Raw genomic sequence first — 23,525 nt, forward strand, 5'->3', positions numbered from 1 at the left:
GCCGGCGCCTCAGGGCGTCAGCACCGCCACACGCGCGGGCCGGGGTTCGCCGCGCCGTCGACGCCGGTCCGCGCCAGGCCCACGACCAGCCCGCTGTCGGACACGGCCACGGCCAGGCCGGCCTGCCCGCCGGGTAGCGGCAGCTCGACCGCCGCACCGTCGCGCAGGAGGACGCCCTTGGCGACCACCCAGCCGGAGGCGTTGACGGCGTCGCCGGGACCGTCCGTCGTCAGCCGCGTCAGCGCGCCGGTCCGCAGGTTCCACAGAGCCGTGGACCGCGACGGCCAGAGGCCGCCCGTCGCCCAGTCGCCCCGTGCCGCGTAGCCGGCCGCGGTCTCGCCGGCCGGCGCCGTCAGCTTCCGGCCCTTGCCCTGCTGATCCCAGGCGTACGCCGCGCTCGCGACGCCCTTCCGGTACAGCGCGCCGACGATGGTCCCGTCATCGGTGATGGCGAAGGCGTTGGCGCCGTCCGGGAGCGGCAGCTTCACCGCCTCCGTGGAGCCCGCCCGCCAGAGCAGCACGACGCTGTCCTCGCCGCCGGATTTGCCGCTCGGCTCCGCGTTGATGACGACGTCACCGGCCGCGTTGATGGCGGGCCTCGGGTACACGTGCCAGTTCCCCGGCGGGGTGCGCAACCGCGTCGAGGCACCCTGCTGGTAGCGGAAGACGTGCTCCTGCCGCCCGTCCTCGACCAGGCCGACCGCGACGCCGGCGGCGTTGACGGCGGTCACCTCGACGGACCGGCCGGGCACCGGCAGCGCCTGCGGCTTCCCGTCCGTCCACAGGACCGGCCGGAAGTCCTGCCCGACGACGTCGTTGCCGACCACGTACCGTCCGGTGGGGTCGACGCCGGCGGCCGTGACGTTCCTCATCCCGGCCGGGAGGGGCAGTTCGCTCGGCTGGCACGGGCCGGGCGAGGCCGTCGCGGTGGCGCCCGCGCCGGCCGGCGCCGCCGCCCCGGTGGCCCCCGCGCCGGCCGGCGCGGCGTCCGGCCGCGCGCCCGCCGTCGTCAGGATCGACGGCGCCGTGAGCAGCACGGCTGTCGCCAGCGCCACGCCTCCGGCCCCCGCCACCGAGCGGCGGCGAAAGGCGCGCCGGCGACCGGCGCGCACCAGCCCGTCGATCTCGATCCGGCTGGCCGGCACCTCGATCGCGCGCAGCCGGTCCCGCAGTTCCTGTTCGTCGTTCACGCCCGAGCCCCTTCCCCCTGTGCGATCACGACCGGACGCCCGGTGCCGAGCACCTCGCGCAGCGCGGCGAGCCCTCGCGCGCACTGGCTCTTGACGTTGCCCGCCGAGCAGCCGAGAGCCTGCGCGGTCGCCTCGACCGAGAGGTCCCCGAAGTAGCGCAGCACCACGACCGCGCGCTGCCCCGGGGGCAGCGACCGCAACGCGGCCAGCAGCACGTCCCGCTCCTCGATGCCCTGTTCCGCGGGGACGGGGAGATCCGGCAGCCGGTCTCCGAGCAGCACCCTCGACCACCCGCGCCGCCGCTCGTCGAGGTACCGGCGCACCAGGATCCGGTGCACGTAGCCGTCGAGGTTGTCGGCGCCGGCGGCCCGCGTCCAGTTGAGGTAGAGGGCGGTGAGCGTCGCCTGGACGATGTCGTCCGCCTGGAAGGCGTCGGTGCAGAGGAGGTACGCGGTGCGGTGCAGCCGGGGTAAGCGCGCTGTCACGTACTCGACGTACTCCCGTTCGAGGTCGGGCCGCATCCTGCTCCCTTGTCCTGCGGGCGTGGGCCGTGGTGCTCCGGTCGTCTCTATGTCGCTGGTCGCCGGGAGGAAGGTTGCACCGGGCGGAGATCCGGTGCGCTTCGGGGTCCGACTCCGCGCGATCGATCAATCGGTTTTGATGTATCGTCCGAGTCATGGGTGCGTCCGGGCCGGCCCCTCCCGCGTTCCTGCGGTTGGCCGCCCATCCGTTGCGCTGGCGGTTGCTGACCGAGCTCGCCGGCAGCGACCTGCGGGTCCGGGAGCTGGCCACGCTCACCGGCGAGCCGCAGAACCTGGTCTCCTACCACCTGCGGCTGCTGCGGGACGGCGGTCTGGTCGCCGCCACCCGGAGCAGCTTCGACGGCCGCGACAGCTACTACCACCTCGATCTGGACCGCTGCGCCGAAGGGCTCGCCGGCGCGGGCGCCGCCCTGCACCCGGCCCTGCGTCCGGGCATCGGCACACCACCGCCGCCCGCCCGCCCCCGGCGCTCCCGCCGCCTCGCCGTGCTGTTCGTCTGCACGGGCAACAGCGGCCGCTCACCGATCGCGGAGGCCCTGCTCCGCCAACGCACGGCGGGACGCGTCGAGGCGATGAGCGCCGGCAGCCGGCCGGGCCCGCGGCTGCATCCGGGCGGTGTCCGGGTGCTGCGCGGCCGCTACGGCATCGACGTGGCCGACCAACGCCCGCGCCACCTGGACACCGTGGCCGGCCGCCGGTTCGACTACGTGATCACGCTGTGCGACCGTGCCCGCGAGGTCTGCCCCGAGTTCCCGCAGCACCCGCGCCGCATCCACTGGAGCATCCCCGACCCCGCGTCGGCGGGTGACCGCGAGCAGGCCGGACACCCGGCCTTCACCCGCGCCGCGGCCGACATCGACACCCGCATCCGCCATCTGCTACCCGTCCTCGAGCAAGGAGGTTCGCCATGACCGGAAGCCACGAGTACGCCAGCGTCCGCTACCTGGTCGACGACGTCGCCGCAGCCGTCGACTTCTACACCACCCACCTCGACTTCCGGTTGGGCGCCGACGCCGCACCCGCCTTCGCCGAGGTGGTCCGCGGCCCCCTGCGGCTGCTGCTGTCCGGGCCCGCCAGCTCGGGCGCCCGCGCCACGCCCGGGGACGCCGCCGACCCCGGCCGCAACCGCATCCACCTCGTCGTCGACGACCTGGCCGCCGAGATCGAGCGGCACCGGGCGGCGGGGCTGCCCTTCCGTAGCGAGGTCGTCGCCGGCCCGGGTGGGCGGCAGATCCTGCTGGCCGATCCCGCGGGCAACCTGGTCGAGCTGTTCCAGCCGGCCGGTCAGGAGCGCGCGGCGACAGCCGTACCGTGACCGCCGGCGGCGATCCGTTCAGCGCGGGGCATGGGCGTCGACCCGGTGCGGCTCACGGTCCGGGACCGCCACGCGACGTGGATCGCTGAGCGGGGACCACGTCCGGGACGCCCGGCGGGACAGCAGGCATCCGGTCAGCGCGGCGGCGAGGGCGGCCAGCCCGGCCGCCGCGAAGCCGCCCGCCGGCGCGGAGGCGTCGATCGCCACCCCGACGAGCGGGGATCCGAGCGCGAATCCCGCGCTCTGCGCCGAGGACTGCAGACCGGTGGCCTCACCCCGCACGCCGGCCGGCGCCAGCCGGCTCACCGCGTCGGCCACCGTGGACAGGGTCGGCGCGGTGAGAAGCCCGGCGCCCACGACGGCCGCGCACAACCAGGGCCAGTCGTGGGCGAGGCCGGCGGGAATCGTCACGAGCCCGAGCAGGCCGAGCAGCAACCAGGTGGGCAGCGGCCGGGGCAGCATGCCGTAGATCAGCCCGCCGGCGACGGAGGCGACGCCGAAGACGGCCACGACCACGGCGGCCCAGGAGACCTGGCCCGCTTCCCGGAGCGTGGCGACGATGGCGAGGTCCACGCCACTGAGCAGCGTCGTGGCGCCGAACGCCATCGTCAGCACGGCGACGATGCCGGTGCCGAGCCACGCCCGGCGCGGCGGCCGCCCGGCCGCCCCGGCGGCCGCCTCGCCCTCGGCGCGCAGCGGCGGGTCGAGCACGGCGATCCCGGCTCCGCCGGCCGCGATGGCGGCGCCGACCCCCCACGCCACCACCGAGGGGGACGTCTCCGCCGCACCCACGATCACCACCGCGGGGCCCACGATGTACGACAACTCGCCCTGCACCGATTCCAGCGCGAACGCGGCCCGGCGGTGTCCCGCCGTCGTCATGGCGGCGATCGCCTGCCTCGTCACCGCCTGGGCCGGCACCATCAGCAGACCCGCCACGAAGGCGGCGCCCAGCAGAGTCGCGTACGGCAGTATCGGCACGCTCAGCCAGAACACGACCTGGACCACGACCGTGGCCACGAGGACCGTACGCAGGCCCCGCCGGTCGATCATGCGGCCGAGCAGCGGCCCGCCCAGGGCCACTCCGGCGGTCAGGGCCGCCGCCACACCGCCCGCTGCCGCGTAACTCATGCCCAGGCCGAGCACGACATACATCGTCAGCGCCAGCACGTCAGCCGTGATCGCGGCGCGGGCGAGCAGTGAAACGCCCAGCAGCGCCGCCATCCCCGGCAGGGCGAGCACTTCCCGGTATCTCCTCACCGCATGACGCTAGAGCCTCCCCCAGCGCCATAGGAACGGGTTAATTTGTTGGAACGCGCATAATGGTTTGTTATGGCCAGGGATCTTGAGACCGCGTTGCTGCGTACGTTCGTCACCGCCGTGCGGGCGGGAAGCATCAGCCGCGCCGCGACCGCGCTCGGGCAGACCCAGCCCGCCCTGAGCCAGCAGCTGCGCAGGCTGGAGAGCGTCGTCGGCCGTCCGCTGCTCCACCGGTCGCCGTCCGGTGTCTCGCCGACCCGGGCGGGCGCGGAACTCCTGCCGTACGCCGAGCGCATCCTCTCGCTGTCCGCGCAGGCACTCACCGAAACCGGGCGCGCGCTCACCGGCCGCTGCGGCATCGGACTGCTCGAAGACCTCGCCGCGTCCCAGCTGCCGCAGGCCCTCGCCGACCTCGCCCGGCTGCACCCCGGCGCGACGCTGGAGGTGCTCAGCCTCTCCGACAACGCGATGCGGGAGGCGTACGACGGGGGCCGCGTCCAACTCGTGCTCGACGAGGTGCCGCACCTCCCCGGGCCGGCGCGCTGGACGGTACGCCGCCCGCTGGTCTGGGCCGTCGGCCAGGGGGTGGAGGTGGCGGCCGATCCGCTGCCGGTGGTGCTGTTCTCGGGGACGTGCTCCTGGCGTACGTCGGTGCTGGAGACGCTGGAACGCGCCGACCGGCCCTGGCGGGTGGCGTTCGAGAGCAACAGCCTGGTCGGGGTGCTCGCCGCGGTACGCGCCGGGCTCGGCGTCGCGGCGCTCATGCCGGCGAACCTCGAACCGGCCATGGCCTGCCACGACGCGGAGAGCCTGCCCACCCTGCCCGACGTCGAGCTGGGTCTCGCACGGCACCCCCGCAGCGACGGTGATCCGCTGATCGACGCCGTGGAGACCGCGCTACGACGCATGATCTGAGTTCCGCGGCCGGTCCCCGTCATCGGAGTGGGCCGGCACGTCGGCGGCGGCTCGGAGGAAGGCGCGGACCAGCGGTGTCTCGCTGGTGCGGCGCCACACCGGCGCGTACCGCATGACCGGTCCGTCGGCGATGGGCAGGAACGTGATGTCACGGCGCATCCGGGAGAGGGCCGTGTACGACCCGACGGGCGAGATGACGCCCCCGGCGCTGATCGCCGCGAACGCCTCGGCGAGGGTGACCACGGTGAGTCCGGACCGGATCGGCCGCCCGGACGGTGTCACGGACGGAGTGTGCGCCTCCCACACGTAGTCCGGAACGGGCCCGTCCGGATACACCACCGGGTAGTCGCCGAGATCCTCCATCTCGACGAGGTCCCGACCGGCGAGTGGGTGATCGGGCGCGACAGCGAGCATCAGCGGCTCGGTGAACAGCTCCGGACCCACGGCGAGGTCGGGCTCGCGGACCGGTAGCCAGAGCAGCCCGACGTCCATCCGGCCGGAGCGCAACCCGCCGAAGGGGTCGGTGGGAAGAATCTCACGCATGCGCAGCTCACACTGCGGATGCCGCTGCCGGAACAGGTCGAGAACGGCCGTGATCTCCTGGTTGTGCGCGTCGAACGTGCCGAGCGTCAGCGTGCCGACCTGCCCACGAGCGGTGGCGGAGGCCTCGTCGAGGGCCGCCATGATCTCCCCGTAACCCGCGTCGAGCCGGGCGCGGAGCCGCTCGCCGAGAGGAGTGAGCCGCACGCTGCGGCTCGTCCGCTCGAACAGGGCGCCGCCGATCCGGCGCTCCTGCTGTTTGATCGACTGACTGACCCGCGCCTGGGACACCCGGAGACGTTCGGCCGTACGCCCGAAGTGAAGTTCCTCGGCCAGCGTGAGGAAGATTTCGATGTCCCGCAGCTCCACTCGGCCGTCTCTCTCCCATGCTCGGCGCCTCCGCGACCCGTCCCGACGTACGCGGCCCAGAAGTCTACGGCGGTGGCGGCGACGCGACCGTGGAGCCGCAGGTGGCGGTGAGCGATAACCCGTGGCTTATCCGGCGGTGCGATCTTCAGCGTTGTTCGGCACTGCCGCTGCGGCGATCGTGGTCGCCATGGAACCTCTGCTCGACATCATGCCGGCGCCGGATCAGTCCCACGCCCCGCGGTGGCAGGCCCTGGCGCCGCACGGGTCCGTGGCCGGGGTGGCCGGCCTGTGGCCGGTCAGCCCTCGCGGGCTCGACTTCCTGCTGCCGACCGCGCCGGTCACGAGGCCGGGCGCCGCCGAGCTGAGGGTGTACGTGGAGCCCGAGTGGCGGCGTCGCGGCGTCGGCTCACGGCTCCTGACCACGGTCCGGGAGCAGGCCGCCGTGCCGTGCCTGGTCTCGTACGTGGCCGTGGGTACGCCGGGAGAGCGGTTCTTCGCACGGCACGGCTTCCGGCGCACCCGATCCTGGCACCACGAGCTGCTCACCTACTGCGACGTCCACCAGGCCTGGCTGGGTGAACTGGTCGACGCCGAGCACCCCGGCTACCGCCTGACCCACTGGGCCGGCGACCTCCTCGGCGCGCCTCGCGTCGAGGACCTGCTCCGAAGCCCGAGCCGGCCCGGTAACGCCGTGTTGGCCGCCGCGGACGCGGACGGCGACGTGGCGGCCTACGTCGTGGCGGTCGTCGGCGCGCCCTCCAGGGGCCGCGCCCACCAGTACGGACCGGTGGTGCTCCCGGGCCATCGCGGACGCCGGCTGAGCCGCTGGGTCAACGCCGCCCTGATCCAGCGGCTGCGCGAGGTCCACCCCCAGGTCACCGAGATCGAAGCCGGCGGCGCCGAGGACGATCGGCGCCTGCTCGCCACGCACCGGCACCTCGGCTTCCGTTCGCTCCGGCGAACGTCCGTCTACGAGCTGTGGGACGGCGGCGCGTCGTGAAGAGACCCCGACTGGCGCTGCTCGCCGCCACCGCGCTGTTCGCCCACGTCGTCGATCGTCGACGGGTTCACGCCCGATCGCGTTCCCCCCGTGGCCGGGCCGGTCGGCGTGTCCATCGCACTGCCACACCGGTCCCCCGGTGTCCGCCGAGATGCCGGCGGGCGACACCCGCGGCGCCGGCCGGCGCGGGCAGCCCGCGAGCCCCGCCCAAAACGGTGATCCGACGGAACGCACGGCGACGCTCCGATCCCCTCGCACTGCCGAAACCGGCTCACCCCGTCACCCGGAACGCTCGACGCGACCAGGAGAGAACTATTCCTTCGAGGCCGCCGTCCGGGATGTCGATGCCGTGCTCGCGTCACGGGGCGTGAACCGGGCGCTGCTGGCGCTCTCGACCGCGACGCCACGAAGCGGAGGTGATGCGGCGCGGCAGGCCTCCGAGGCGCCGGGGCTTGGCCACGGCCCACGCACCCGGCGTGCGGCATTCACGGCGCGCCGGCCGTTGCTGCTCCATCCGGCCAGCCGAGCAGCCGCGCGCCGAGCACGGCGGCGTGGAGGGTGAAGCGTTGGGTGGCTTCGTTGGGGTGGTAGCCGGTCAGGTGGTGGATGCGGTCGAGGCGGTAGGTGACGGCACGTACGGAGAGGTGCATCTGGCGGGCGGTGGCGGTGTGGTTGCCCTGGTTGTCGAAGAGCACGGTGAGGGTGTCCAGGTAGGGCTGGGCGCCGCCGCGGGCGGTGGTGAGCGGGCCGAGGACGGTGGTGACCAGGTCGGTGATGGCGTCACGGTCGCGCAGCAGGACGGGGAAGACCAGCAGGTCCGCGGCGTTGAGCACGGGTGCGGTGAAACCGAGCTTGGCGGCGTGGTCGAGGGCGTTGCGGGCCTCGTCGAGCGAGGTCGCCAGGCCGTGTACGCCGGGGTGCGGACGGCCGACGGCCACCTGCCAACCGTCGGCGCCGAGTTCGGCGAGAAGCAGGTGCGCCAGTTCCGCCCCGATGCCGCGGAGGCCGCCGGCGCTGATGCACACCAGGTCGGCCTCCCGCAGGGTGGTGAGGGTGTTCCCTTCGCCGAACCGGGCGGCGAGCGCCGCGTCGACGCGGTGGATGAGGTCGGCGGTGAGGCGGGGCGCGCGGGCGACCAGGACGGTGTGGCTGGCCGACAGGCGGATGCCGTAGCGGTGGGCGCGTTCGGCCAGGCTGCCCGGTTCGGCGCGGCCGGTGAGCAGGTCGTTGACGAACGCGGTGCGTTCGGTGTCGTGACGAGCCAGTTCGGCACGGGTCTGCTGGAGGTAGCCGTCGAGGGCGGCCACCACCACCGAATGCGCGGTGTCCAGGAGCGTCGCGGCCCGGTCGTGCACGGCGGCCGGGGTGTCGGCGGATTCGAGGGGTGCCCCGCTCCAGCACGCGCGGGCAGCGGCGAACACACCGCTGACCAGGTCGTGTGGTTGCAGGTCCTGGTCGGCGGCGTGGGCGCCCAGGCGGGCGGCCGCGGCGCTCCGCTGGTCGCCGGCCGGGGCGCGCACGAGGTCTTCGCAGGTCCGGGCCAGCCAGGTGTGCTCGCTGCCGGGCTGTTCCTCCCGGGCGTCGCCGCGGCCACCCCACCGCCGCCGGTGGCCGCGACGGTCTGCCTCAGACACCGACGTCGCGGCGATCGAACACGAACACCCCGACGACCGTGGTCACCGCACCGACAGCCACGAGGGTGAGCAGGTGTGCCGGGTGCCATCCGGTGTGCAGCGGGTCGGTGCCGATGAAGTAGTGGAACGGCGAGAGCCAGCGCATCCAGTGCCAGCCGTCGGACATGGCGCCCATGGCGTTGGCCATGTAGGTGGTGACGGCGAGGACACCGGTGACCGCCAGAACCGTCCCGCGCCTGCCGGTGGCCGCGCCGGCGACGAAGGCGATACCGGTGAAGCACCAGACCAGGGCGATCAGGCCGACGCCGGCCGCCGCGACGTTGGAGAGGGCGATGTCCATGCCCACCCGGGGCACGATGATCAGCAGGAGGATCGTCGGGATTGCCGCGACCACAGTGATGGCGCCGCCGGTGGCCGCGAGGCGCTGTCCGGCGAAGGCGGTACGCGACAGCGGATTGGCCAGCAGCAGCTCCATGCCCCCGTCCTCCTCCGGCCGGGCGATCGTGCGGGCGGTCAGGGTGACCGCGCACATGAGGACGAGCAGCGGCCCGATCAGGCTGAAGATGGTCGCCTGCAAATAGCCGGCCGGCGAGATCATGTCGGCGATGCCCAGGAAGTCGAGCATTCCCTGGGGCAGGGCGTCCTGCTTCAGCTCCGCCGCTCCCTGGAACTGGCTGTAGAAGGAGGTGTAGATGACGGTGAAGGAAGCGACGCCGGCGGCCCACCCGACCAGCGCACGGCGGTCGTCCCGCCACGTCTTACGCACCAGCGCGGGAAACATCGCCAGCCCCTTCCGAGTGGTAGTAGAACGACAGGAACGTCTCTTCGAGGTCGGGCTCGGCCGACAGCATGTCCACGACGTCGTGTCGGGCCGCCGCCTTGACCAGCGGGTCGAGGCGACCGTCCACGGTGCATCTGAGCACCGGCCCGGACACCACCACGTCACCGACCCCCGGCAGCGCGGCGAACTCCGCCGGATCGACGGGATCGTCGAAGTGGATCTCCACCGACCGGATCGCCCGCTTCCCGAGGGACTCGACCCGCTCGACCGCGGCCAGCCTGCCGTCGCGGACGATCGCGACCCGGTCGGCGGTGTGCTGCACCTCGGCCAGGACGTGACTGGACATGAACACCGTCTGGCCGCCGTCCCGGGCCTCCCGGACCATGGCCAGGAACTCCTGCTGCATGAGCGGGTCCAGGCCGCTGGTGGGCTCGTCCAGGATCAGCAGGGCCGGCTGGTGCATGAACGCCTGCACCAGACCGACCTTCTGCTTGTTGCCCTTGCTCATGGTGCGTACCGGGCGGGAGAGGTCCAGGTCGAGCCGCTCGGCCAGGTCGGTCACCTGCGACCAGGCCACGCCACCCCGGGCGGCGCCGAAGAACCGCAGCAGGTCCTCGGCCTTCTCGCGGCCGGGAAACGCCAGTTCGCCGGGTAGGTAGCCGATCTGTCGGTGCAGGGCGGCCTTGTCCCGGCGCGGGTCGAGCCCGAGCACGGTCGCATGGCCGGAGGTCGGCCGCAGGAAGTCCAGCAGCAGCCGGATGGTGGTGGTCTTCCCGGCGCCGTTGGGCCCGAGGAAGCCCATCACCTCCCCGGTACGGACCTCCAGGGTGAGGCCCTCGATGCCGCGGCGCTGGCCGTAGAACTTCGTCAGGTCCTCGACGAGCACGGCGATGTCGCTTGTCATGCCTCACATCGTGGCGCTGCGCCCCTCCATCATCCAGGGCGGCACCCGGCCGAGATCGGGCTGCGAGTCCTGCCGAAACCCGGCAACGATCACGGGTGGCCGCGGCGGACCGGTCACCGAAGTGCGCCATACCGGTGAGTTCGGGGGTGTCGGGGACTAGGGTGATCGTCGGTGTGCCGGGAAGTCTGGTCGGCGTGTGATCCGTCGCGTCCACCGAACCGGCAGGAGTCGTCGTGCGAGCCCGAGACCTGGCCGTACCGTTCCCGACCATCACCGTCGCCGCACCGGTCCTGGAGGCGGCCCGCGTGCTGGCCGGCTACAACCTGCCCGGGCTGATCGTGGTCGACGATCGTGGCCGCCCGGTCACCGTGCTTCCCGGCACGCAGGTGCTGCGGCTGGTGATCCCCGGCTACTGCCGGGAGGACCCGACCCTGGCCCGGATGATCGACGAGCCGTCCGCGGACGTGTTCCTGCGCGGCGCCGAGGGGCGTACGGTGGCCGACCTGCTGCCCACCGAGCGCCTTGAGCCGCCGGTGGTGGAACCCCAGGCGACCGTGCTCGAGGTCGCCGCGGTGATGGCGCAGAAGCGCAGTCCGCTGGTCGCGGTGGCCGCGCCCCGTGAGCCGATGATCGGCGGCATCACCCTCGACGCGCTGCTCGACCGGATGCTCGCCGCGTGACGGCGGTGGCCTGGGCGGCCGTGGCCGTCTTCACCGTCGCGTACGTGCTGATCGCCACCGAGAAGATCCACCGGGTGGCTGCCGCGCTGGGCGGCGCCGCGGTGATGTTCCTGATCGGGGCGACCGACACCGCGCACGCGTTCTTCTCCGAGGAAGCCGGCATCGACTGGAACGTGATCTTCCTCCTGGTCGGCATGATGCTCATCGTCGCCGTGCTCAAACGCACGGGTGGTTTCGAGTACGTCGCCGTGTGGGCGTCGAAGCGGGCGCGGAGCCGGCCGTACCGGGTGATGGTGATCCTCGTCGTGATCACGGCGGTCGCGTCGGCGGCGCTGGACAACGTCACCACGGTGCTGCTGATCGCACCGGTGACCTTCCTGGTCTGCGAGCGCCTCGGCGTGCCGGCCGCGCCGTTCCTCATCGCCGAGGCGATGGCCTCGAACATCGGCGGCACCTCCACCCTGGTGGGCGACCCGCCGAACATCATCATCGGCAGCCGGGGCGGGCTGTCCTACAACGACTTCCTGATCCACCTCGCGCCGTTCGTGGTGCTGCTGCTGGTGGTGTTCCTGGGGTTGTGCCGGGTGCTGTTCCGCTCGGCGTTCCGCTACGACCCGGACCGGGCCGCCCAGATCGCCGCGCTCCACGAGGGCGACGCGATCCGCGACCGCCGTCTACTGGCCATCGGACTCGCCGTGCTGGGCGCCGTGACCGCCGCGTTCGTCCTGCACACCACGCTGCACCTGGAACCGGCCGTGGTCGCCCTGCTCGGCGGTCTGCTGCTGCTGGCGCTGTCGCGGCTCGACGCCGGGGAGATCAGCAGGGACGTCGAGTGGCCGACCCTGGTCTTCTTCGCCGGGCTGTTCATCATGGTCGGCGCACTGGTCAACACCGGCGTGGTCGAGCAGATCTCCCGCGCCGCGATCGGCGCCACCGAGGGCCGGCTGCTGCCGGCGACGATGGTGCTGCTGTGGGGTTCCGCGGCGCTGTCCGCGATCGTGGACAACATCCCCTACGTGGCCACGATGAGCCCCGTCGTCGCCGATCTCGTCCACGCGCAGGGCGGCGCCGGGCAGTCCCGGGTGCTCTGGTGGGCCCTGGCACTCGGCGCCGACCTCGGCGGCAACGCCACCGCCGTCGGCGCCTCGGCCAACGTCGTCGTGCTGGGCCTGGCCGAACGTGCCGGCCAGCGGATCACCTTCTGGCAGTTCACCCGGTACGGCCTCCTGGTCACCCTGGTCACCGTCGGGCTCGCCGTGCCCTACCTGTGGCTGCGCTACTTCGCCCTCGCCTGATCGTCCGCGGCGCCACCCTCGGCGGTGGGCTCGACCGCTGCCACACGGCGGCCGGCGCGCGGCCCGGGCAGCGCCGCCCTACGGCGTGCCCGGCGCAGCACGCCGTGCCAGTTCGGGGTCTCCGCGGTCTCGTCGAACGCCCGGGCGACCACCACGTCGGTCGAGGAGTGCGCCAGGATCGAGATGACGATGGTCAACGCGACCAGGTGGAACACCTCGTCCGCGGCCCCGATGCCGGCCTCGAGCACCAGCAGCCCGTAGACCACCGAGGCGAAGCCCTTCGGGCCGAACCACATGGCCGCGGCCTGCTCGCGCAGCCCCAGCCCGGAACGCAGGAACGACAGCCAGAGCGCGACCGGCCGGGCCACGACGATGGCCAGCACCGCGAACAGCCAGCCGGTCCAGGGGATCTCGCCGAGGAACCCCGGTGAGATCAGCGCCCCGAAGACCAGCAGCGCGGCGAGCTTCAGCAGCTCGGCGACGTTCTCCCCGAAGTGCTCGAAGGCCGCCCGCTCCCGGGGCCCGAACGTGGCCACGGTGATGCCCGCGGCGAACGCGGCCAGGAACAGGTTGCCGTGGGTGGCCTTGCCCAGCGCCAGCACCAGCAGGCCGATGGCCACCCCGTTCAGCGGCGCGTACGCGGCCGACGCGGCGAAGAACCGGGTCCGCTCCAACGCGATCGCGGCCAGCGGCACCAGCACGCCGATCGCCAGTCCGACGGCCAGCTCGGTCGCCAGCTCCCCCAGGTGCAGGTCGTCGGAGCCGGCCGCGACGGCCAGCAGCACCACCACGAACGGCAGTGCCAGGCCGTCGTTGACGCCGGACTCGACGTTGAGCAGGTGCCGCAGCCGGGCCGGCACCTTGTCGTTGCCCACCAGCGCGGCCGCGAACACCGGATCGGTGGGCGCGAGGATCGCCCCGATCAGCAGCGCCTCGGCCCACCCCAGCCCGGCCACGTAGTGTGCCAGCACCGCGGTGACCAGCAGCGTCAGCGGAAGTCCCCAACCCAGTGCCCGGCCGGGCAGCCGCCAGGCGCTCCGCAGGTCCGCCCAGCCCACCCGCATCCCGTCGGTGAACAGCACCGCGAACAGGGCCAGCTCGGCCAACTGCGCGACGATCGGCGAGTCGGCGCCCAGGTGCAGCACGCCGGTCGTGCCCTCACCGAGGGCGAACCCCGCCACCAGGAACAGCGCCGCGGTCGACAGGATCGTCCGGTTCGCCAGCGCCGACACCAGCACGGCGGCGAGCAGGACAGCGGCAAAGCACAGCAGCAGCACGGGGAACCCTCCGGAGCCCATGAACGGTCACGATGCCGACCAGACTTCCCGGCGCTCCACGGATCCCGCCGAGCATATCGGCCCCGGGCTCGGACCGCTTCCGCCGCACCCGGTTCCGGCACCCGGCCGCCTCGTGACGGTCGACGCCGCCGGTGGGTGCCTTCCGCTGGTGCGGAACTGTGAGTACGGTGACCTGTGGTGCGCCGGGAAGCCTGGTCGGCAGTCCCTGTCCGCATACGTCGGAAGGCCGGCCATGCCCGCATCCGCCATTCGCACCGACCAGCTGAGCAAACGCTACGGAGCGGTCCGCGCTCTCGAAGGTCTGGACCTGACCGTGAACGCAGGCGAGGTGTTCGGGTTTCTCGGCCCCAACGGCGCCGGCAAGTCCACCACCATCCGCCTGCTGCTCGGCCTCGCGCGTCCCACCGCGGGCCGGGCATGGATCTTCGATGTCGACGCCCGCGACGTCGCCGCCGCCCACCGCCTGCTGGCCTACGTGCCGGCCGACGTGGCGCTGTGGCCGCAGCTGACCGGCGCGGAACTGCTGGACCTGCTGGCCGCCACCGGCCCGGGCGTCGACACGGACTATCGCGCCGACCTCGTCGACCGGTTCGACCTCGACCTGTCCCGACCGGCCCGCGCCTACTCCACGGGCAACCGGCAGAAGGTCGCGCTCGTCGCCGCGTTCGCCACCCGCGCTCCCCTCCTGGTGCTCGACGAACCGACCAGCGGCCTGGACCCGCTGATGGAGTTGCAGTTCCGGCGATCTGTCGCCGAGGCGCGCGAGAACGGGCAGGCGGTGTTCCTCTGCTCCCACCAGCTGGCCGAGGTGGAGGCCGTCTGCGATCGGGTGGCGATCCTGCGCGCCGGCCGGCTCGTCGACGTCGCGACGGTGCCCGATCTGCGGCGGCTGCACCGCAGCCAGATCACCGCACAGTTCACCGGTGCGGCCCCGGATCTGACCGGCGTGCCCGGCGTCGACCTGCTCGACCAGTCGGACGGGATGCTGCGCTTCTCGCTGGCCGGTCCGCCCGGCGCGGCGCTGCGCGCCCTCGCCGCCGCCGACGTCACCGCCCTCACCGTGCGCGAGCCCAGCCTTGAGGAGATCTTCCTCGACTACTACGGCCAGGCCGGACGATGAGCACCGACCCGCACGCCGCACCCGGCCGGGCGGTGACCCGCCTCGCGGCACGGCAGTTGCGCCGCCCGGCGCTGATCGTCGCCGCGGTGACCGCGGGCATGTCCGCCCTCGTGGTCGCCACCTATGCCCGCACCGTCGGCGACGCCGCCACGGCGCAAGCGCTGTCCCTGCTCGCCGGCAACCCGGCGATCCGCACCCTGTTCGGCGAGCCCGTCGCCCTGGACACGGCCGGCGGGTTCACCGTCTGGCGCACCGGCACCGTCCTCGCCGTCCTCCTCACCACCTGGGGTGCGCTGGCGACCATCCGGGTGACCCGGGGAGAGGAGGAGACCGGCCGGTGGGACCTGCTGCTCGCCGGCCGGCTCACCCCGGCCGGCGTCCTGAGCCGGCACCTCGCCGTGTTCACCGCGGCGATGGCGCTGACCGGGATCCTGCTCGCCGGGGCCCTGGTGGGCGCCGGCACACCCACGCGGGGAGCGCTGCTGCACGCCACCGGTCTGGCCCTGGCCGGGCTGCTCGCCGTCGCGGCGGCGGCCTGCGCCGCGCAGGTATTCCCCACCCGGGCCGGGTCCGCCGGCGCCAGCCTGGCGTTCCTCGGCGTCGGGCTGCTGGCCCGCATGATCGGGGACGGCGTGCCCGCGCTGGCCTGGCTGCGGTGGCTGCCCCCGTACGGGCCGCTCGCCCTGACCCGCCCCTACCGCGACGACCGCTGGGCTCCCCTGCTGGCGCTCGCCGTCACCGCTGCCGCGCTGGCCTGCGCCGCGCTGGCGTCCGCCGGGCGCCGGGACATCCGGGCCGGCCTGCTGCGCCCGCCGGCCGGCCGGCCGCCCCGCAGGTGGCTGCTCGGCTCGGTCGGCGCCTTCGCCGTCCGGCGCGTGGTGCGGCCCCTCGCCGGCTGGTCGGCGGGCGTCGGCGCGTACTTCCTGCTGATCGGCCTGCTCGCCGACTCCCTCACCGGCTTCCTGGCCCAGAACCCCCGCTTCGCCGACCTCGCCGCCCAGGCCGGTTTCGCCGGTCTCGGCACGGTCCGGGGTTACGCCGCCACCCTGTTCGCCCTGCTCGCCATCCCGATCGGCGCCTTCGCGACCGCCCGGCTGGCCGCGTTCGCCACCGCGGAGAACACCGGACGGCTGACCCTGCTGCACGCCGGACCGGTGACCCGCGCCCGGTTGCTGTCCGCCGAGGTGGCCACCACCGCGGCCGGCGCCGCCGCACTTGCCGCCGTGGCCGCCGTCGCCACCTGGATCGGCGCGGCGGGGATCGGCGGCGGCCTGCCGCTCGTCGCCGCGCTAGCCGGCGCCACCAACGTGCTGCCGGTGGCGCTGCTCGGCGCCGCGGCCGCCACCCTGGCGCTCGGCCTGGCGCCCCGCGCGGTCGGCACGATCGGCATGCTGCCCACCGCCGGCGGGTTCCTGCTCAAGGTGACCGCCGACAGCGTCCGCGCGCCCGCCTGGGTCGGCGGCCTGTCACCGTTCGCGCACCTCGCCCCCGTGCCCGCGCACGTGCCGAACTGGATGGCGGCCACCGTCATGCTCACCGCGGCGGTCGCGGTGACGGGAGCGGGCATTTGGGCGTACCAACGGCGCGACCTGCGGTTATGAGGGCCCCACCGGCGAGGTGATGACCACGTGCAGGTTGCGGGGCCCGTGGACGCCCTCGACCCGGTCGAGTTCGATGTCGCTCGTGGCCGACGGCCCGCTGATCCAGGTCAGTGGCCGGCGCGGGTCGACCCGGCCGAGGGCGTCCGGCACGGTGGCGACGACCTGATCGGCCCGCAGCACGCACACGTGCACGTCGGGCAGCAGCGTGATGACCCGACGGCCCTGGTCGGGGCCACCGTCGAGCACGATGGTGCCGGTCTCGGCCACGGCGACCGCCGCCGCGGTGACCACCCCGTCCACAGCGGCGACCCGCTCCGTCGGCAGGTCGTCGTCCGGCAGCACGTCGATGCCGTCGGGCAGCCAGTGCCGGGGCAGCCCGGCCGGCACGACGACCTGCCGGCCGCCGAGCACCTCGTCGACAACCCGGGCGACATCCGCGGCGGCGCACCGGTGCACGGTGGCCCGGTGGTCGGTCAGACGGTCCACGAACAGGTCCAGGTCGGCGGCGACGGCACCGGCGGGCCGGTAGCCCCGGGTCACCTCGGCCGGCGCCGGCCGTGGCTCGCCGAGAGCGGAGCGCAGCCGACCGAGGACGAGGTCACGGGAACTCACCGCTCGGCCCACCAGTCGCGGAAGGTCTGCGGCGGCGGGTCCGGCAGGTCGCGGCTCGCCGTCCAGCCGGACAGGGGAGGCGGCAGACCCCGCCCGCGCGGGCCGGCGAGCCGGCTCAGCCGCGCCGCGCGCTGCGCGGCCGCGTACAGCGCGGGGTGGTCCATGGTGTACGCGGCGGCAGCCATCGCCGCCGCCTCGGCGCGCGGGTGCGGCGCCTCGGCGCGCAGGTGGACCAGGATCGACGGGATGTCGATAAGCACCGGGCAGGCGTCGTAGCAGGCCCCGCAGAGCGACGAGGCATACGGCAGGGAGGCGTTGTCGGCGACGCCGGTCAGTTGCGGGGACAGCACCGCTCCGATGGGCCCCGGATAGACCGACCCGTACGCGTGCCCGCCGGTGCGTTCGTAGACCGGGCAGACGTTGAGGCAGGCCGAACAGCGGATGCAGTGCAGGGCCTGCCGGCCCACCTCGTCGGCGAGCACCGCGCTGCGTCCGTTGTCGAGCAGCACCAGGTGCACCTGCTGCGGGCCGTCGCCGGGGGTGACGCCGGTCCACATCGAGGTGTAGGGGTTCATCCGCTCCCCCGTCGACGCCCGCGGCAGCAGCTGGAGGAAGACCTCCAGGTCCCGCCAGGTGGGGATGACCTTCTCGATGCCCATCACGGTGATCAGGGTCTGCGGGAGGGTGAGGCACATCCGCCCGTTGCCCTCGGACTCGACGACCGCGAGGGTGCCGGTCTCGGCCACGGCGAAGTTGGCCCCGGAGACGGCGACCCGCGTGCTGAGGAACGTCTCCCGCAGGTGCCGGCGCGCGGCGGCGGCCAGGGCCGCCGGCTCGTCGGTCAGCCCCGGATCGACGCCGGGCATCTCGCGCAGGAAGATCTCCCGGATCTCCGCCCGGTTGCGGTGGATGGCCGGCACCAGGATGTGGCTGGGCCGGTCCCGCCCGAGTTGGACGATCAGCTCGGCCAGGTCGGTCTCGACCGGCTCGATGCCGGCGGCCTCCAGGGCCTCGTTGAGGCCGATCTCCTGCGTGGCCATCGACTTGACCTTCATGACGCGGTCGGCGCCCGTGGCCCGGACCAGGTCGGTGACGATCCGGTTGGCCTCGACGGCGTCGGCGGCCCAGTGCACCGTGCCGCCGGCGGCGGTGACCGCCGCCTCCAGTTGTTCGAGCAGTTCGGGCAGGCGGGCCATGGTGTCGGTCTTGATCGCCCGGCCGGCCGCGCGCAGCTCCTGCCAGTCGGGCACCTCACCGATCACCGCCCGCGATTTGCCCCGGATCGTGGTGGTGGCGTGCCGCAGGTTGCGGCGAAGTTGGGCGTCCCCCAACGCCCGCCTGGCCGCGGCGGGGAACGGTTCGTCGCCACGCAGGTGGCCCACCCCGGGCGGGGCGGTCGCCGGCATGCCCAGGAACGTGGTCGCCCGTCCGGTGGCCCCGGCGGGCCCGCCCGGGGCCGTCACCGGGCCGCCCCCGCGACGTCCCGGCCGGCGCCGCGGGAGTCCGCCTCGGTGCCGGCCAGGATCTCCGCGAGGTGCACCGTCCGCACCCCCGCCCGCAGCCGGGACAGCCCGCCGCCGATGTGCATGAGGCAGGAGGCGTCGCCGGCCGTGCACACGTCCGCCCTCGTGGCCAGCACGTTGCGCATCTTGTCCGCGAGCATGGCCGTCGAGGTGTCCGCGTTCTTCACCGCGAACGTCCCCCCGAAACCGCAGCACTGCTCCGCCTGCGGCAACTCCACCAGTTCCAGGCCCCGCACCTCGCGCAGCAGGCGCAGCGGCCGGTCCCCGACCCGGATCATCCGCAGCGAGTGGCAGGTCGGGTGGTACGTCACCCGGTGCGGGAAGTACGCCCCGACATCGGTCACCCCCAGCACGTCGACAAGCAGTTCGGACAGCTCGTGCGTCCGCGCGGCCACCGCCTCCGCCCGGCTCGCCAGCCGCTCGTCGCCGGCCCGGCGCGCCACCGTCGCGTGCTGGTGTCGCACCGAGCCCACGCACGAGCCGGACGGCGCCACCACCACGTCGTACGGGGCGAACACCCGCACGTGCCGGCGTACCAGGCGCAACGCCTCGTCCGGATAGCCGGTGTTGACGTGCATCTGCCCGCAGCACGTCTGCTCCTCGGGGAAGACCACCTCGTGGCCCAGGCGCTCCAGCAGCCGGACCGTCGCCTTGGCCGCCTCGGGAAAGAGCGTGTCGGCGAGGCAGGTCACGAACAGTGCTATCCGCATCCTCAGCCACCCGTCCGGGGTCTCGCGCAGAAGGGCCCGGCGGTGCCGGAGTCCCGCCCCTGCACCAGGATGGCACCGAGGGACGGCTCAGCGCGAGAGGGCGTCGAGGGCCTGCATGATGACGTCGGTGACGAACTGGGGTTGGGTGACCATGACGACGTGCGAGGCTTCGGTCCGCGTGATCGTGGCGCCGGCGCGTTCGGCCATGTGGAGCACCACGTCGCTTCCGGCGGCCTTGTCGCCCGTGGCGACGGCGGCCCAGGACGGAAGCTTCTTCCAGGCGGGGTTCGTGGTGGGTGTGGAGAAGGCCAGCGAGGAGGCGGGGCGTTGGGTGACCGCCATGACCGCGGCGTCCTCCGGGGCCACGTCGGCGGCGAACGCGTCGTGGAACTTCGCCGGGTCGATGAGGAACTCCGCCTCGGTTCCCGACGCGGTCGGGTACTGCACGGGCACCAGCGCGGAGGTCAGGACGCTGTCCTTGGAGTTGCCCTCGATGTCCATCAGGGTCTCGCCCTCGTCCGGGGCGAAGGCGGCCACGTAGACCAGGCCGACCACGTTGTCGGCGCGCGAGGCGGCGTTGGTGATGACGGCCCCGCCGTAGGAATGTCCCACGGCGAGCACCGGACCCTGCGTCTGCTGGAACGCGCTCGCCACGTACGCGGCGTCCTCCGCGATGCCACGCAACGGGTTGGGCACGGCCTTCACCGCGACGCCGGCGGACAGCAGCCGCGCCACGACCCCGTTCCACGAGGAGCTGTCGGCGAAGGCGCCGTGCACCAGGACAACCGTGGGCGCGCCGGGACGCGAAGTGGCCGTGGACATCGTCTCTCCGTTCATCGAGGGTGTGGTCCCTCCTCGGTCAGTGGCACTGCGTCACCAGCGGCTCGTTCTCGTCGACGAAGTACGTCGAGAGCATCATGGTGGTGACGTCGTCGGTGATGTTCCGCGCGTTGTGGACGACTCCGGGTGGGATCAGGAAGGGCTGCCCGGCGTGGATGGTCAGCGTGGGCCGGTCGTCGAACTCCATGGCGACCGTGCCGTGGATGAGGAAGCCCACCTCCTCACCGGGGTGCCGGTGCCGGCCCGACGCCAGCCCCACCGGGATCTCGAACAGCGTCTGGACGATCAACCGGCCCGGCACGGATGCCGGGTGCCGTTGCAGCTCGGTACGCCGGACGGCCGGCGGTTCCGCCACACCAGGAGGGTGCGACATGTGCGTCTCTCCTGTCCCGTGGATCGCCGGCGGCTCACCGAGGATGACAGGCGGCGCAGGCGCCGGCCCCTGGATCCCGTGCCGGTCATCCGTTCGTGCGGCGGCGGCACGTGGCGCTCCACCTCGGGCGCGACGAGCAGAGCCGCCGTCGGGTGACCGGACGGCGGCTCTGCTCGTGGGTGGGCGGCGTCAGGGCCGGTCGGCCGCGCCGACCAGGTTGATGAGGCCGGCCAGCAGCGCCACCCGCGGGACCACGGAGTCGAGGTCGAGCCACTCGTTCGGGCTGTGGTCGGCGCCGCCGATCGGGCCGAGCCCGTCCAGCACGGCCGCGCCGGCCTCGGCCAGCAGGTTCGCGTCGGCGCAGCCGCCCGTGGCGGTGTGCGACACCGGCACGCCGAGCCCGGCACCGACCTTGGCCGCCAGCTCGGTCAGCCGGTGGCCGCCCTCGCCCGGTTCCCACGGCGGCGTGGGCGCGTGCACGGCCAGGTCGGCGCGTACTCCGGAGACGGACGGGGCGGCGACCAGCCGGCGGATCTCGGCGAGCGCGGCCTCGTACTCGCCGGTGTGCCAGGCGCGCAGGTCGACAAGCATCCGGGCGTGGTCGGCGACCACGTTGGGCCGCCCCCCGGCCTCCAGGAGCCCGACGTTCACGGTCACGCCGGGCCAGCGCCCGTTGAGCTGGTCCAGTGCCACGGTCAGCCGGGCGGCGGCGAGCAGGGCGTTGACACCGCGTTCGGGCTCGATGCCGGCGTGGGCGGCCCGGCCGCGCAGGGTCACCTCCAGGTCGGCGACGCCCTTGCGCGCCGAGACCAGATCGCCGTTGTCGCGGGCGCATTCCAGGCAGAGCGCCACGTCGGCCTCGGCCCCGAGGGTGCGCAGCAGCGGCCGGCTGCCGGGCGAGCCGATCTCCTCGTCCGGGGTGCAGACCAGCACCAGTTCGCCGTACCCGTCGAGGTTCAGCGCGGCCAGCACCTCGACGGCGGCGAGGCCGGCGAGCAGGCCGCCCTTGTCGTCACTGACTCCCGGCCCGTACGCCCGGCCGTCGTGGATCCGGAACGGCCGGGCGGCGGCTGTGCCGGGCGGGAAGACGGTGTCGAGGTGTCCGGCGAGCAGGATGCGGCGGCTGCCGGTGCCCCGGCGGCGGGCGATGAGCACGTCTCCGAGCGGCGCGCCGGCCGGGTCGGTGACCGGTTCCCGCTCGACCGCCAGTCCGGCGGCGAGGCACCAGGTCTGGACGAGGTCGGCGGCGGCGCGCAGCCCGTCGACCTGCCGGGACCCGGAGTCGACGGCGACCAGTTGGGCGAGGCGGTCGTGGTACGCGGCCAGCCGGTCGCCGGCCGCCGTGAGCAGCGGATCCATCAGAGAACCTTGTCGAGGAAGGCGCGGGTGCGGTCGTGGCGGGGGCTGCCGAGCACGTCGGTCGGGGTGCCGGCCTCGACCACCACTCCCCCGTCGAGGAACGCGACCTGGTCGGCGACCTCGCGGGCGAAGCCCATCTCGTGGGTCACCACCACCATGGTCATGCCGTCGGCGGCGAGCCCCTTCATCACGTCGAGCACCTCGCCGACCAGTTCCGGATCGAGCGCGGAGGTGGGTTCGTCGAAGAGCATAAGCTTGGGCCGCATGGCCAGGGCCCGCGCGATGGCGACGCGCTGCTGCTGGCCGCCGGAGAGCTGGCTCGGGTAGTTGCCGGCGCGCTCGGTCAGCCCGACCCGGTCGAGCAGCCGCATGGCCTGCTCCCGTGCCTGCTCGCGCGGGGTGCCGAGGACGCGGACCGGCGCCTCGATGACGTTGCCGAGCGCGGTGAGGTGCGGGAAGAGGTTGAACCGCTGGAACACCATGCCGATGTCCCGGCGGCGCACGGCCACCTCGCGGGCCTTGAGTTCGTGCAGCTTGTCGCCGTGGCGGCGGTAGCCGACGAGTTCGCCGTCGACCCAGAGCTGGCCGCCGTCGATGCGCTCGAGGTGGTTGATGCAGCGCAGGAAGGTGGACTTGCCGGAGCCGGAGGGGCCGAGCAGGCAGGCCACCTCGCCGGGCCGGACGGTCAGGTCGATGCCCTTGAGCACCTCGACCGGGCCGAACCGCTTGGTGACGCTCTCGGCGCGCACCATCGGAGTCATCGCACGCCTCCCCGGGTGAAGCCGCGGCCGAAGCGCCGCTCGATCAGCCACTGGCCGGCCGAGAGCAGGCTGACCAGGGCGAGGTACCAGATCGCCGCCACCATGAGCAGCGGGATCACCTTGTAGTTGTTCTGGTAGACGGTCTGCACGGCGGTCATCAGGTCCCGTCCGGCGATGATGGAGACCAGGGCGGTCGACTTCAGCATGGTGATGGTCTCGTTGCCCATCGGGGGGATGATGACCCGCATGGCCTGGGGCAGCACCACCCGGCGCAGGGTGAGTGTGGGGCTCATGCCGAGCGCGGCGGCGGCCTCGGTCTGCCCGCCGTCCACGGCGAGGATGCCACCGCGGATCACCTCGGCGGCGTAGGCCATCTCGTTGAGCGACAGGGCGAGCACGGCGGCGACGGTGCCGGTGACCACCACGCTGGTGGGCCGGTCGAAGAGGACGGTGCCGGTGAACGGCACGGTCAGGGTGATCCGGGGGAACAGCGCGCCCAGGAAGCCGAAGAAGATGATCTGGACCAGCAGCGGGGTGCCCCGGAAGATCCAGATGAAGGTCCACGAGACGCCGCGCAGGACCGGGTTCTCCGACAGCCGCATGACGGCGAGCGCGATCCCGCCGGCCGTGCCGAGCAGCATGGCCAGCAGGGTCAGCCAGAGGGTGGTGACCACGCCGTCGAGGACGTAGTCCTTGAACAGGTAGTGGGTGATGGTGGCGGGTTCGAGGTTGGGGCTCGTGAACAGCGCCCGGAGGAACAGGGCGGCCAGCCCGAACACGATCAGCGCGGTCAGCCAGCGCCCGTGGTGGCGGACGGGAACGACACGTACCGCGGTGGTGTCGGTGGTCATTCTGCGGTGCCTCCTGCGGAGGAAGATGGCGGCGGTCGCCGGGCGCCTCCGG

General features: G+C 73.6%; 24 protein-coding genes. 8 read left to right on the forward strand and 16 right to left on the reverse strand.

The window, feature by feature from the left end:
• Positions 1 to 17 precede the first annotated feature (17 nt).
• Complete coding sequence (locus tag NLX85_RS25515) at positions 18 to 1,190, reverse strand: hypothetical protein (protein ID WP_254339219.1); 1,173 nt, start codon at positions 1,188 to 1,190, stop codon at positions 18 to 20.
• Positions 1,187 to 1,711, reverse strand: coding sequence for a SigE family RNA polymerase sigma factor (locus NLX85_RS25520; protein WP_254339220.1), 525 nt, complete (start codon positions 1,709 to 1,711; stop codon positions 1,187 to 1,189). The genes NLX85_RS25515 and NLX85_RS25520 overlap by 4 nt, the downstream gene beginning before the upstream one ends.
• A gap of 155 nt (positions 1,712 to 1,866) precedes the next feature.
• On the opposite strand from NLX85_RS25520, the gene NLX85_RS25525 reads away from it, so the two are divergent.
• On the forward strand, positions 1,867 to 2,643 hold the full coding sequence (locus tag NLX85_RS25525; RefSeq protein WP_254339221.1) for an ArsR family transcriptional regulator: 777 nt from the start codon (positions 1,867 to 1,869) through the stop codon (positions 2,641 to 2,643).
• Positions 2,640 to 3,047, forward strand: a complete 408-nt coding sequence (locus NLX85_RS25530; RefSeq protein ID WP_254339222.1) for a VOC family protein — start codon at positions 2,640 to 2,642, stop codon at positions 3,045 to 3,047. The genes NLX85_RS25525 and NLX85_RS25530 overlap by 4 nt, the downstream gene beginning before the upstream one ends.
• An 18-nt stretch (positions 3,048 to 3,065) precedes the next feature.
• On the opposite strand, the gene NLX85_RS25535 is transcribed toward NLX85_RS25530, so the two are convergent.
• The gene (locus tag NLX85_RS25535; RefSeq protein WP_254339223.1) at positions 3,066 to 4,307 is read right to left on the reverse strand and encodes an MFS transporter; all 1,242 of its coding nucleotides are present in this window, start codon (positions 4,305 to 4,307) and stop codon (positions 3,066 to 3,068) included.
• Between the two features lie 72 nt (positions 4,308 to 4,379).
• Here NLX85_RS25535 and NLX85_RS25540 point away from each other — a divergent pair, with 72 nt between their 5' ends.
• Positions 4,380 to 5,222 carry a LysR family transcriptional regulator gene (locus NLX85_RS25540; RefSeq protein WP_254339225.1) on the forward strand — a complete coding sequence of 281 codons (843 nt, stop codon included), beginning with the start codon at positions 4,380 to 4,382 and terminating at the stop codon, positions 5,220 to 5,222.
• On the opposite strand, the gene NLX85_RS25545 is transcribed toward NLX85_RS25540, so the two are convergent.
• Positions 5,205 to 6,131, reverse strand: a complete 927-nt coding sequence (locus tag NLX85_RS25545) for a LysR family transcriptional regulator (RefSeq protein ID WP_254339227.1) — start codon at positions 6,129 to 6,131, stop codon at positions 5,205 to 5,207. The two genes, NLX85_RS25540 and NLX85_RS25545, sit on opposite strands and share 18 nt — an antisense overlap.
• Positions 6,132 to 6,318: 187 nt before the next feature.
• Between NLX85_RS25545 and NLX85_RS25550 the strand changes: the two genes are divergently transcribed.
• Complete coding sequence (locus NLX85_RS25550; RefSeq protein ID WP_254339229.1) at positions 6,319 to 7,131, forward strand: GNAT family N-acetyltransferase; 813 nt, start codon at positions 6,319 to 6,321, stop codon at positions 7,129 to 7,131.
• Positions 7,132 to 7,616: 485 nt separating this feature from the next.
• On the opposite strand, the gene NLX85_RS25555 is transcribed toward NLX85_RS25550, so the two are convergent.
• The 3 genes from NLX85_RS25555 to NLX85_RS25565 are packed head-to-tail and all read right to left on the reverse strand — an operon-like array spanning position 7,617 to position 10,450.
• Positions 7,617 to 8,765 (reverse strand): CdaR family transcriptional regulator, encoded by a 1,149-nt coding sequence (locus NLX85_RS25555; protein ID WP_254339231.1) that lies wholly within the window; start codon positions 8,763 to 8,765, stop codon positions 7,617 to 7,619.
• On the reverse strand, positions 8,758 to 9,546 hold the full coding sequence (locus NLX85_RS25560; protein ID WP_254339233.1) for an ABC transporter permease subunit: 789 nt from the start codon (positions 9,544 to 9,546) through the stop codon (positions 8,758 to 8,760). The genes NLX85_RS25555 and NLX85_RS25560 overlap by 8 nt, the downstream gene beginning before the upstream one ends.
• Positions 9,524 to 10,450, reverse strand: a complete 927-nt coding sequence (locus NLX85_RS25565) for an ABC transporter ATP-binding protein (RefSeq protein WP_254339234.1) — start codon at positions 10,448 to 10,450, stop codon at positions 9,524 to 9,526. The genes NLX85_RS25560 and NLX85_RS25565 overlap by 23 nt, the downstream gene beginning before the upstream one ends.
• A 233-nt stretch (positions 10,451 to 10,683) precedes the next feature.
• On the opposite strand from NLX85_RS25565, the gene NLX85_RS25570 reads away from it, so the two are divergent.
• Positions 10,684 to 11,130: a CBS domain-containing protein gene (locus NLX85_RS25570; protein ID WP_254339236.1), complete on the forward strand. Its 447-nt coding sequence runs from the start codon at positions 10,684 to 10,686 to the stop codon at positions 11,128 to 11,130.
• The gene (locus NLX85_RS25575) at positions 11,127 to 12,425 is read left to right on the forward strand and encodes an SLC13 family permease (RefSeq protein ID WP_254339238.1); all 1,299 of its coding nucleotides are present in this window, start codon (positions 11,127 to 11,129) and stop codon (positions 12,423 to 12,425) included. The genes NLX85_RS25570 and NLX85_RS25575 overlap by 4 nt, the downstream gene beginning before the upstream one ends.
• Here NLX85_RS25575 and NLX85_RS25580 read toward each other — a convergent pair.
• A complete protein-coding gene (locus NLX85_RS25580; protein ID WP_254339239.1) occupies positions 12,407 to 13,723 on the reverse strand; it encodes a sodium:proton antiporter in 1,317 nt (438 codons plus the stop codon). The genes NLX85_RS25575 and NLX85_RS25580 overlap by 19 nt on opposite strands.
• A gap of 232 nt (positions 13,724 to 13,955) precedes the next feature.
• On the opposite strand from NLX85_RS25580, the gene NLX85_RS25585 reads away from it, so the two are divergent.
• Both NLX85_RS25585 and NLX85_RS25590 read left to right on the forward strand, forming a co-directional pair.
• Positions 13,956 to 14,843: an ATP-binding cassette domain-containing protein gene (locus NLX85_RS25585; RefSeq protein WP_374628440.1), complete on the forward strand. Its 888-nt coding sequence runs from the start codon at positions 13,956 to 13,958 to the stop codon at positions 14,841 to 14,843.
• A complete protein-coding gene (locus NLX85_RS25590; protein ID WP_254339243.1) occupies positions 14,840 to 16,444 on the forward strand; it encodes a hypothetical protein in 1,605 nt (534 codons plus the stop codon). Before NLX85_RS25585 ends, NLX85_RS25590 begins: the two co-directional genes overlap by 4 nt.
• Here NLX85_RS25590 and NLX85_RS25595 read toward each other — a convergent pair.
• The 8 genes from NLX85_RS25595 to NLX85_RS25630 all read right to left on the reverse strand — a co-directional run bounded on the left by NLX85_RS25595 (position 16,439) and on the right by NLX85_RS25630 (position 23,473).
• Positions 16,439 to 17,056, reverse strand: a complete 618-nt coding sequence (locus tag NLX85_RS25595) for an LUD domain-containing protein (protein ID WP_254339245.1) — start codon at positions 17,054 to 17,056, stop codon at positions 16,439 to 16,441. The two genes, NLX85_RS25590 and NLX85_RS25595, sit on opposite strands and share 6 nt — an antisense overlap.
• Positions 17,053 to 18,462 (reverse strand): lactate utilization protein B, encoded by a 1,410-nt coding sequence (locus NLX85_RS25600; RefSeq protein ID WP_254339247.1) that lies wholly within the window; start codon positions 18,460 to 18,462, stop codon positions 17,053 to 17,055. Before NLX85_RS25600 ends, NLX85_RS25595 begins: the two co-directional genes overlap by 4 nt.
• A gap of 53 nt (positions 18,463 to 18,515) precedes the next feature.
• On the reverse strand, positions 18,516 to 19,289 hold the full coding sequence (locus NLX85_RS25605; RefSeq protein ID WP_254339249.1) for a (Fe-S)-binding protein: 774 nt from the start codon (positions 19,287 to 19,289) through the stop codon (positions 18,516 to 18,518).
• An 87-nt stretch (positions 19,290 to 19,376) separates the two neighbouring features.
• Complete coding sequence (locus NLX85_RS25610; RefSeq protein ID WP_254339250.1) at positions 19,377 to 20,111, reverse strand: alpha/beta fold hydrolase; 735 nt, start codon at positions 20,109 to 20,111, stop codon at positions 19,377 to 19,379.
• A 37-nt stretch (positions 20,112 to 20,148) separates the two neighbouring features.
• Positions 20,149 to 20,484 (reverse strand): cupin domain-containing protein, encoded by a 336-nt coding sequence (locus tag NLX85_RS25615; RefSeq protein ID WP_254339251.1) that lies wholly within the window; start codon positions 20,482 to 20,484, stop codon positions 20,149 to 20,151.
• A gap of 207 nt (positions 20,485 to 20,691) precedes the next feature.
• Positions 20,692 to 21,861 (reverse strand): M20 family metallopeptidase, encoded by a 1,170-nt coding sequence (locus NLX85_RS25620; RefSeq protein WP_254339252.1) that lies wholly within the window; start codon positions 21,859 to 21,861, stop codon positions 20,692 to 20,694.
• The gene (locus tag NLX85_RS25625) at positions 21,861 to 22,622 is read right to left on the reverse strand and encodes an amino acid ABC transporter ATP-binding protein (protein WP_305885066.1); all 762 of its coding nucleotides are present in this window, start codon (positions 22,620 to 22,622) and stop codon (positions 21,861 to 21,863) included. Before NLX85_RS25625 ends, NLX85_RS25620 begins: the two co-directional genes overlap by 1 nt.
• Entirely contained in the window at positions 22,619 to 23,473 is an 855-nt protein-coding gene (locus NLX85_RS25630; protein WP_254339253.1) for an amino acid ABC transporter permease, read from the reverse strand. The genes NLX85_RS25625 and NLX85_RS25630 overlap by 4 nt, the downstream gene beginning before the upstream one ends.
• Positions 23,474 to 23,525: the final 52 nt, after the last annotated feature.

Origin of the sequence: Micromonospora sp. A3M-1-15, from assembly GCF_024213425.1 — a bacterium.
GTDB classification, from domain to species: domain Bacteria; phylum Actinomycetota; class Actinomycetes; order Mycobacteriales; family Micromonosporaceae; genus Micromonospora; species Micromonospora chersina.

Excerpts from the sequence above, each read along its gene's own strand:
- NLX85_RS25630 (WP_254339253.1), bottom strand. The coding sequence starts at position 23,473 with ATGACCACCGACACCACCGCGGTACGTGTCGTTCCCGTCCGCCACCAC.
- NLX85_RS25585 (WP_374628440.1), top strand. The coding sequence starts at position 13,956 with ATGCCCGCATCCGCCATTCGCACCGACCAGCTGAGCAAACGCTACGGA.
- NLX85_RS25525 (WP_254339221.1), top strand. The coding sequence starts at position 1,867 with ATGGGTGCGTCCGGGCCGGCCCCTCCCGCGTTCCTGCGGTTGGCCGCC.
- NLX85_RS25610 (WP_254339250.1), bottom strand. The coding sequence starts at position 20,111 with ATGTCCACGGCCACTTCGCGTCCCGGCGCGCCCACGGTTGTCCTGGTG.
- NLX85_RS25565 (WP_254339234.1), bottom strand. The coding sequence starts at position 10,450 with ATGACAAGCGACATCGCCGTGCTCGTCGAGGACCTGACGAAGTTCTAC.
- NLX85_RS25520 (WP_254339220.1), bottom strand. The coding sequence starts at position 1,711 with ATGCGGCCCGACCTCGAACGGGAGTACGTCGAGTACGTGACAGCGCGC.
- NLX85_RS25540 (WP_254339225.1), top strand. The coding sequence starts at position 4,380 with ATGGCCAGGGATCTTGAGACCGCGTTGCTGCGTACGTTCGTCACCGCC.
- NLX85_RS25530 (WP_254339222.1), top strand. The coding sequence starts at position 2,640 with ATGACCGGAAGCCACGAGTACGCCAGCGTCCGCTACCTGGTCGACGAC.
- NLX85_RS25590 (WP_254339243.1), top strand. The coding sequence starts at position 14,840 with ATGAGCACCGACCCGCACGCCGCACCCGGCCGGGCGGTGACCCGCCTC.
- NLX85_RS25600 (WP_254339247.1), bottom strand. The coding sequence starts at position 18,462 with ATGCCGGCGACCGCCCCGCCCGGGGTGGGCCACCTGCGTGGCGACGAA.
- NLX85_RS25550 (WP_254339229.1), top strand. The coding sequence starts at position 6,319 with ATGGAACCTCTGCTCGACATCATGCCGGCGCCGGATCAGTCCCACGCC.
- NLX85_RS25625 (WP_305885066.1), bottom strand. The coding sequence starts at position 22,622 with ATGACTCCGATGGTGCGCGCCGAGAGCGTCACCAAGCGGTTCGGCCCG.
- NLX85_RS25580 (WP_254339239.1), bottom strand. The coding sequence starts at position 13,723 with ATGGGCTCCGGAGGGTTCCCCGTGCTGCTGCTGTGCTTTGCCGCTGTC.
- NLX85_RS25620 (WP_254339252.1), bottom strand. The coding sequence starts at position 21,861 with ATGGATCCGCTGCTCACGGCGGCCGGCGACCGGCTGGCCGCGTACCAC.
- NLX85_RS25605 (WP_254339249.1), bottom strand. The coding sequence starts at position 19,289 with ATGCGGATAGCACTGTTCGTGACCTGCCTCGCCGACACGCTCTTTCCC.
- NLX85_RS25560 (WP_254339233.1), bottom strand. The coding sequence starts at position 9,546 with ATGTTTCCCGCGCTGGTGCGTAAGACGTGGCGGGACGACCGCCGTGCG.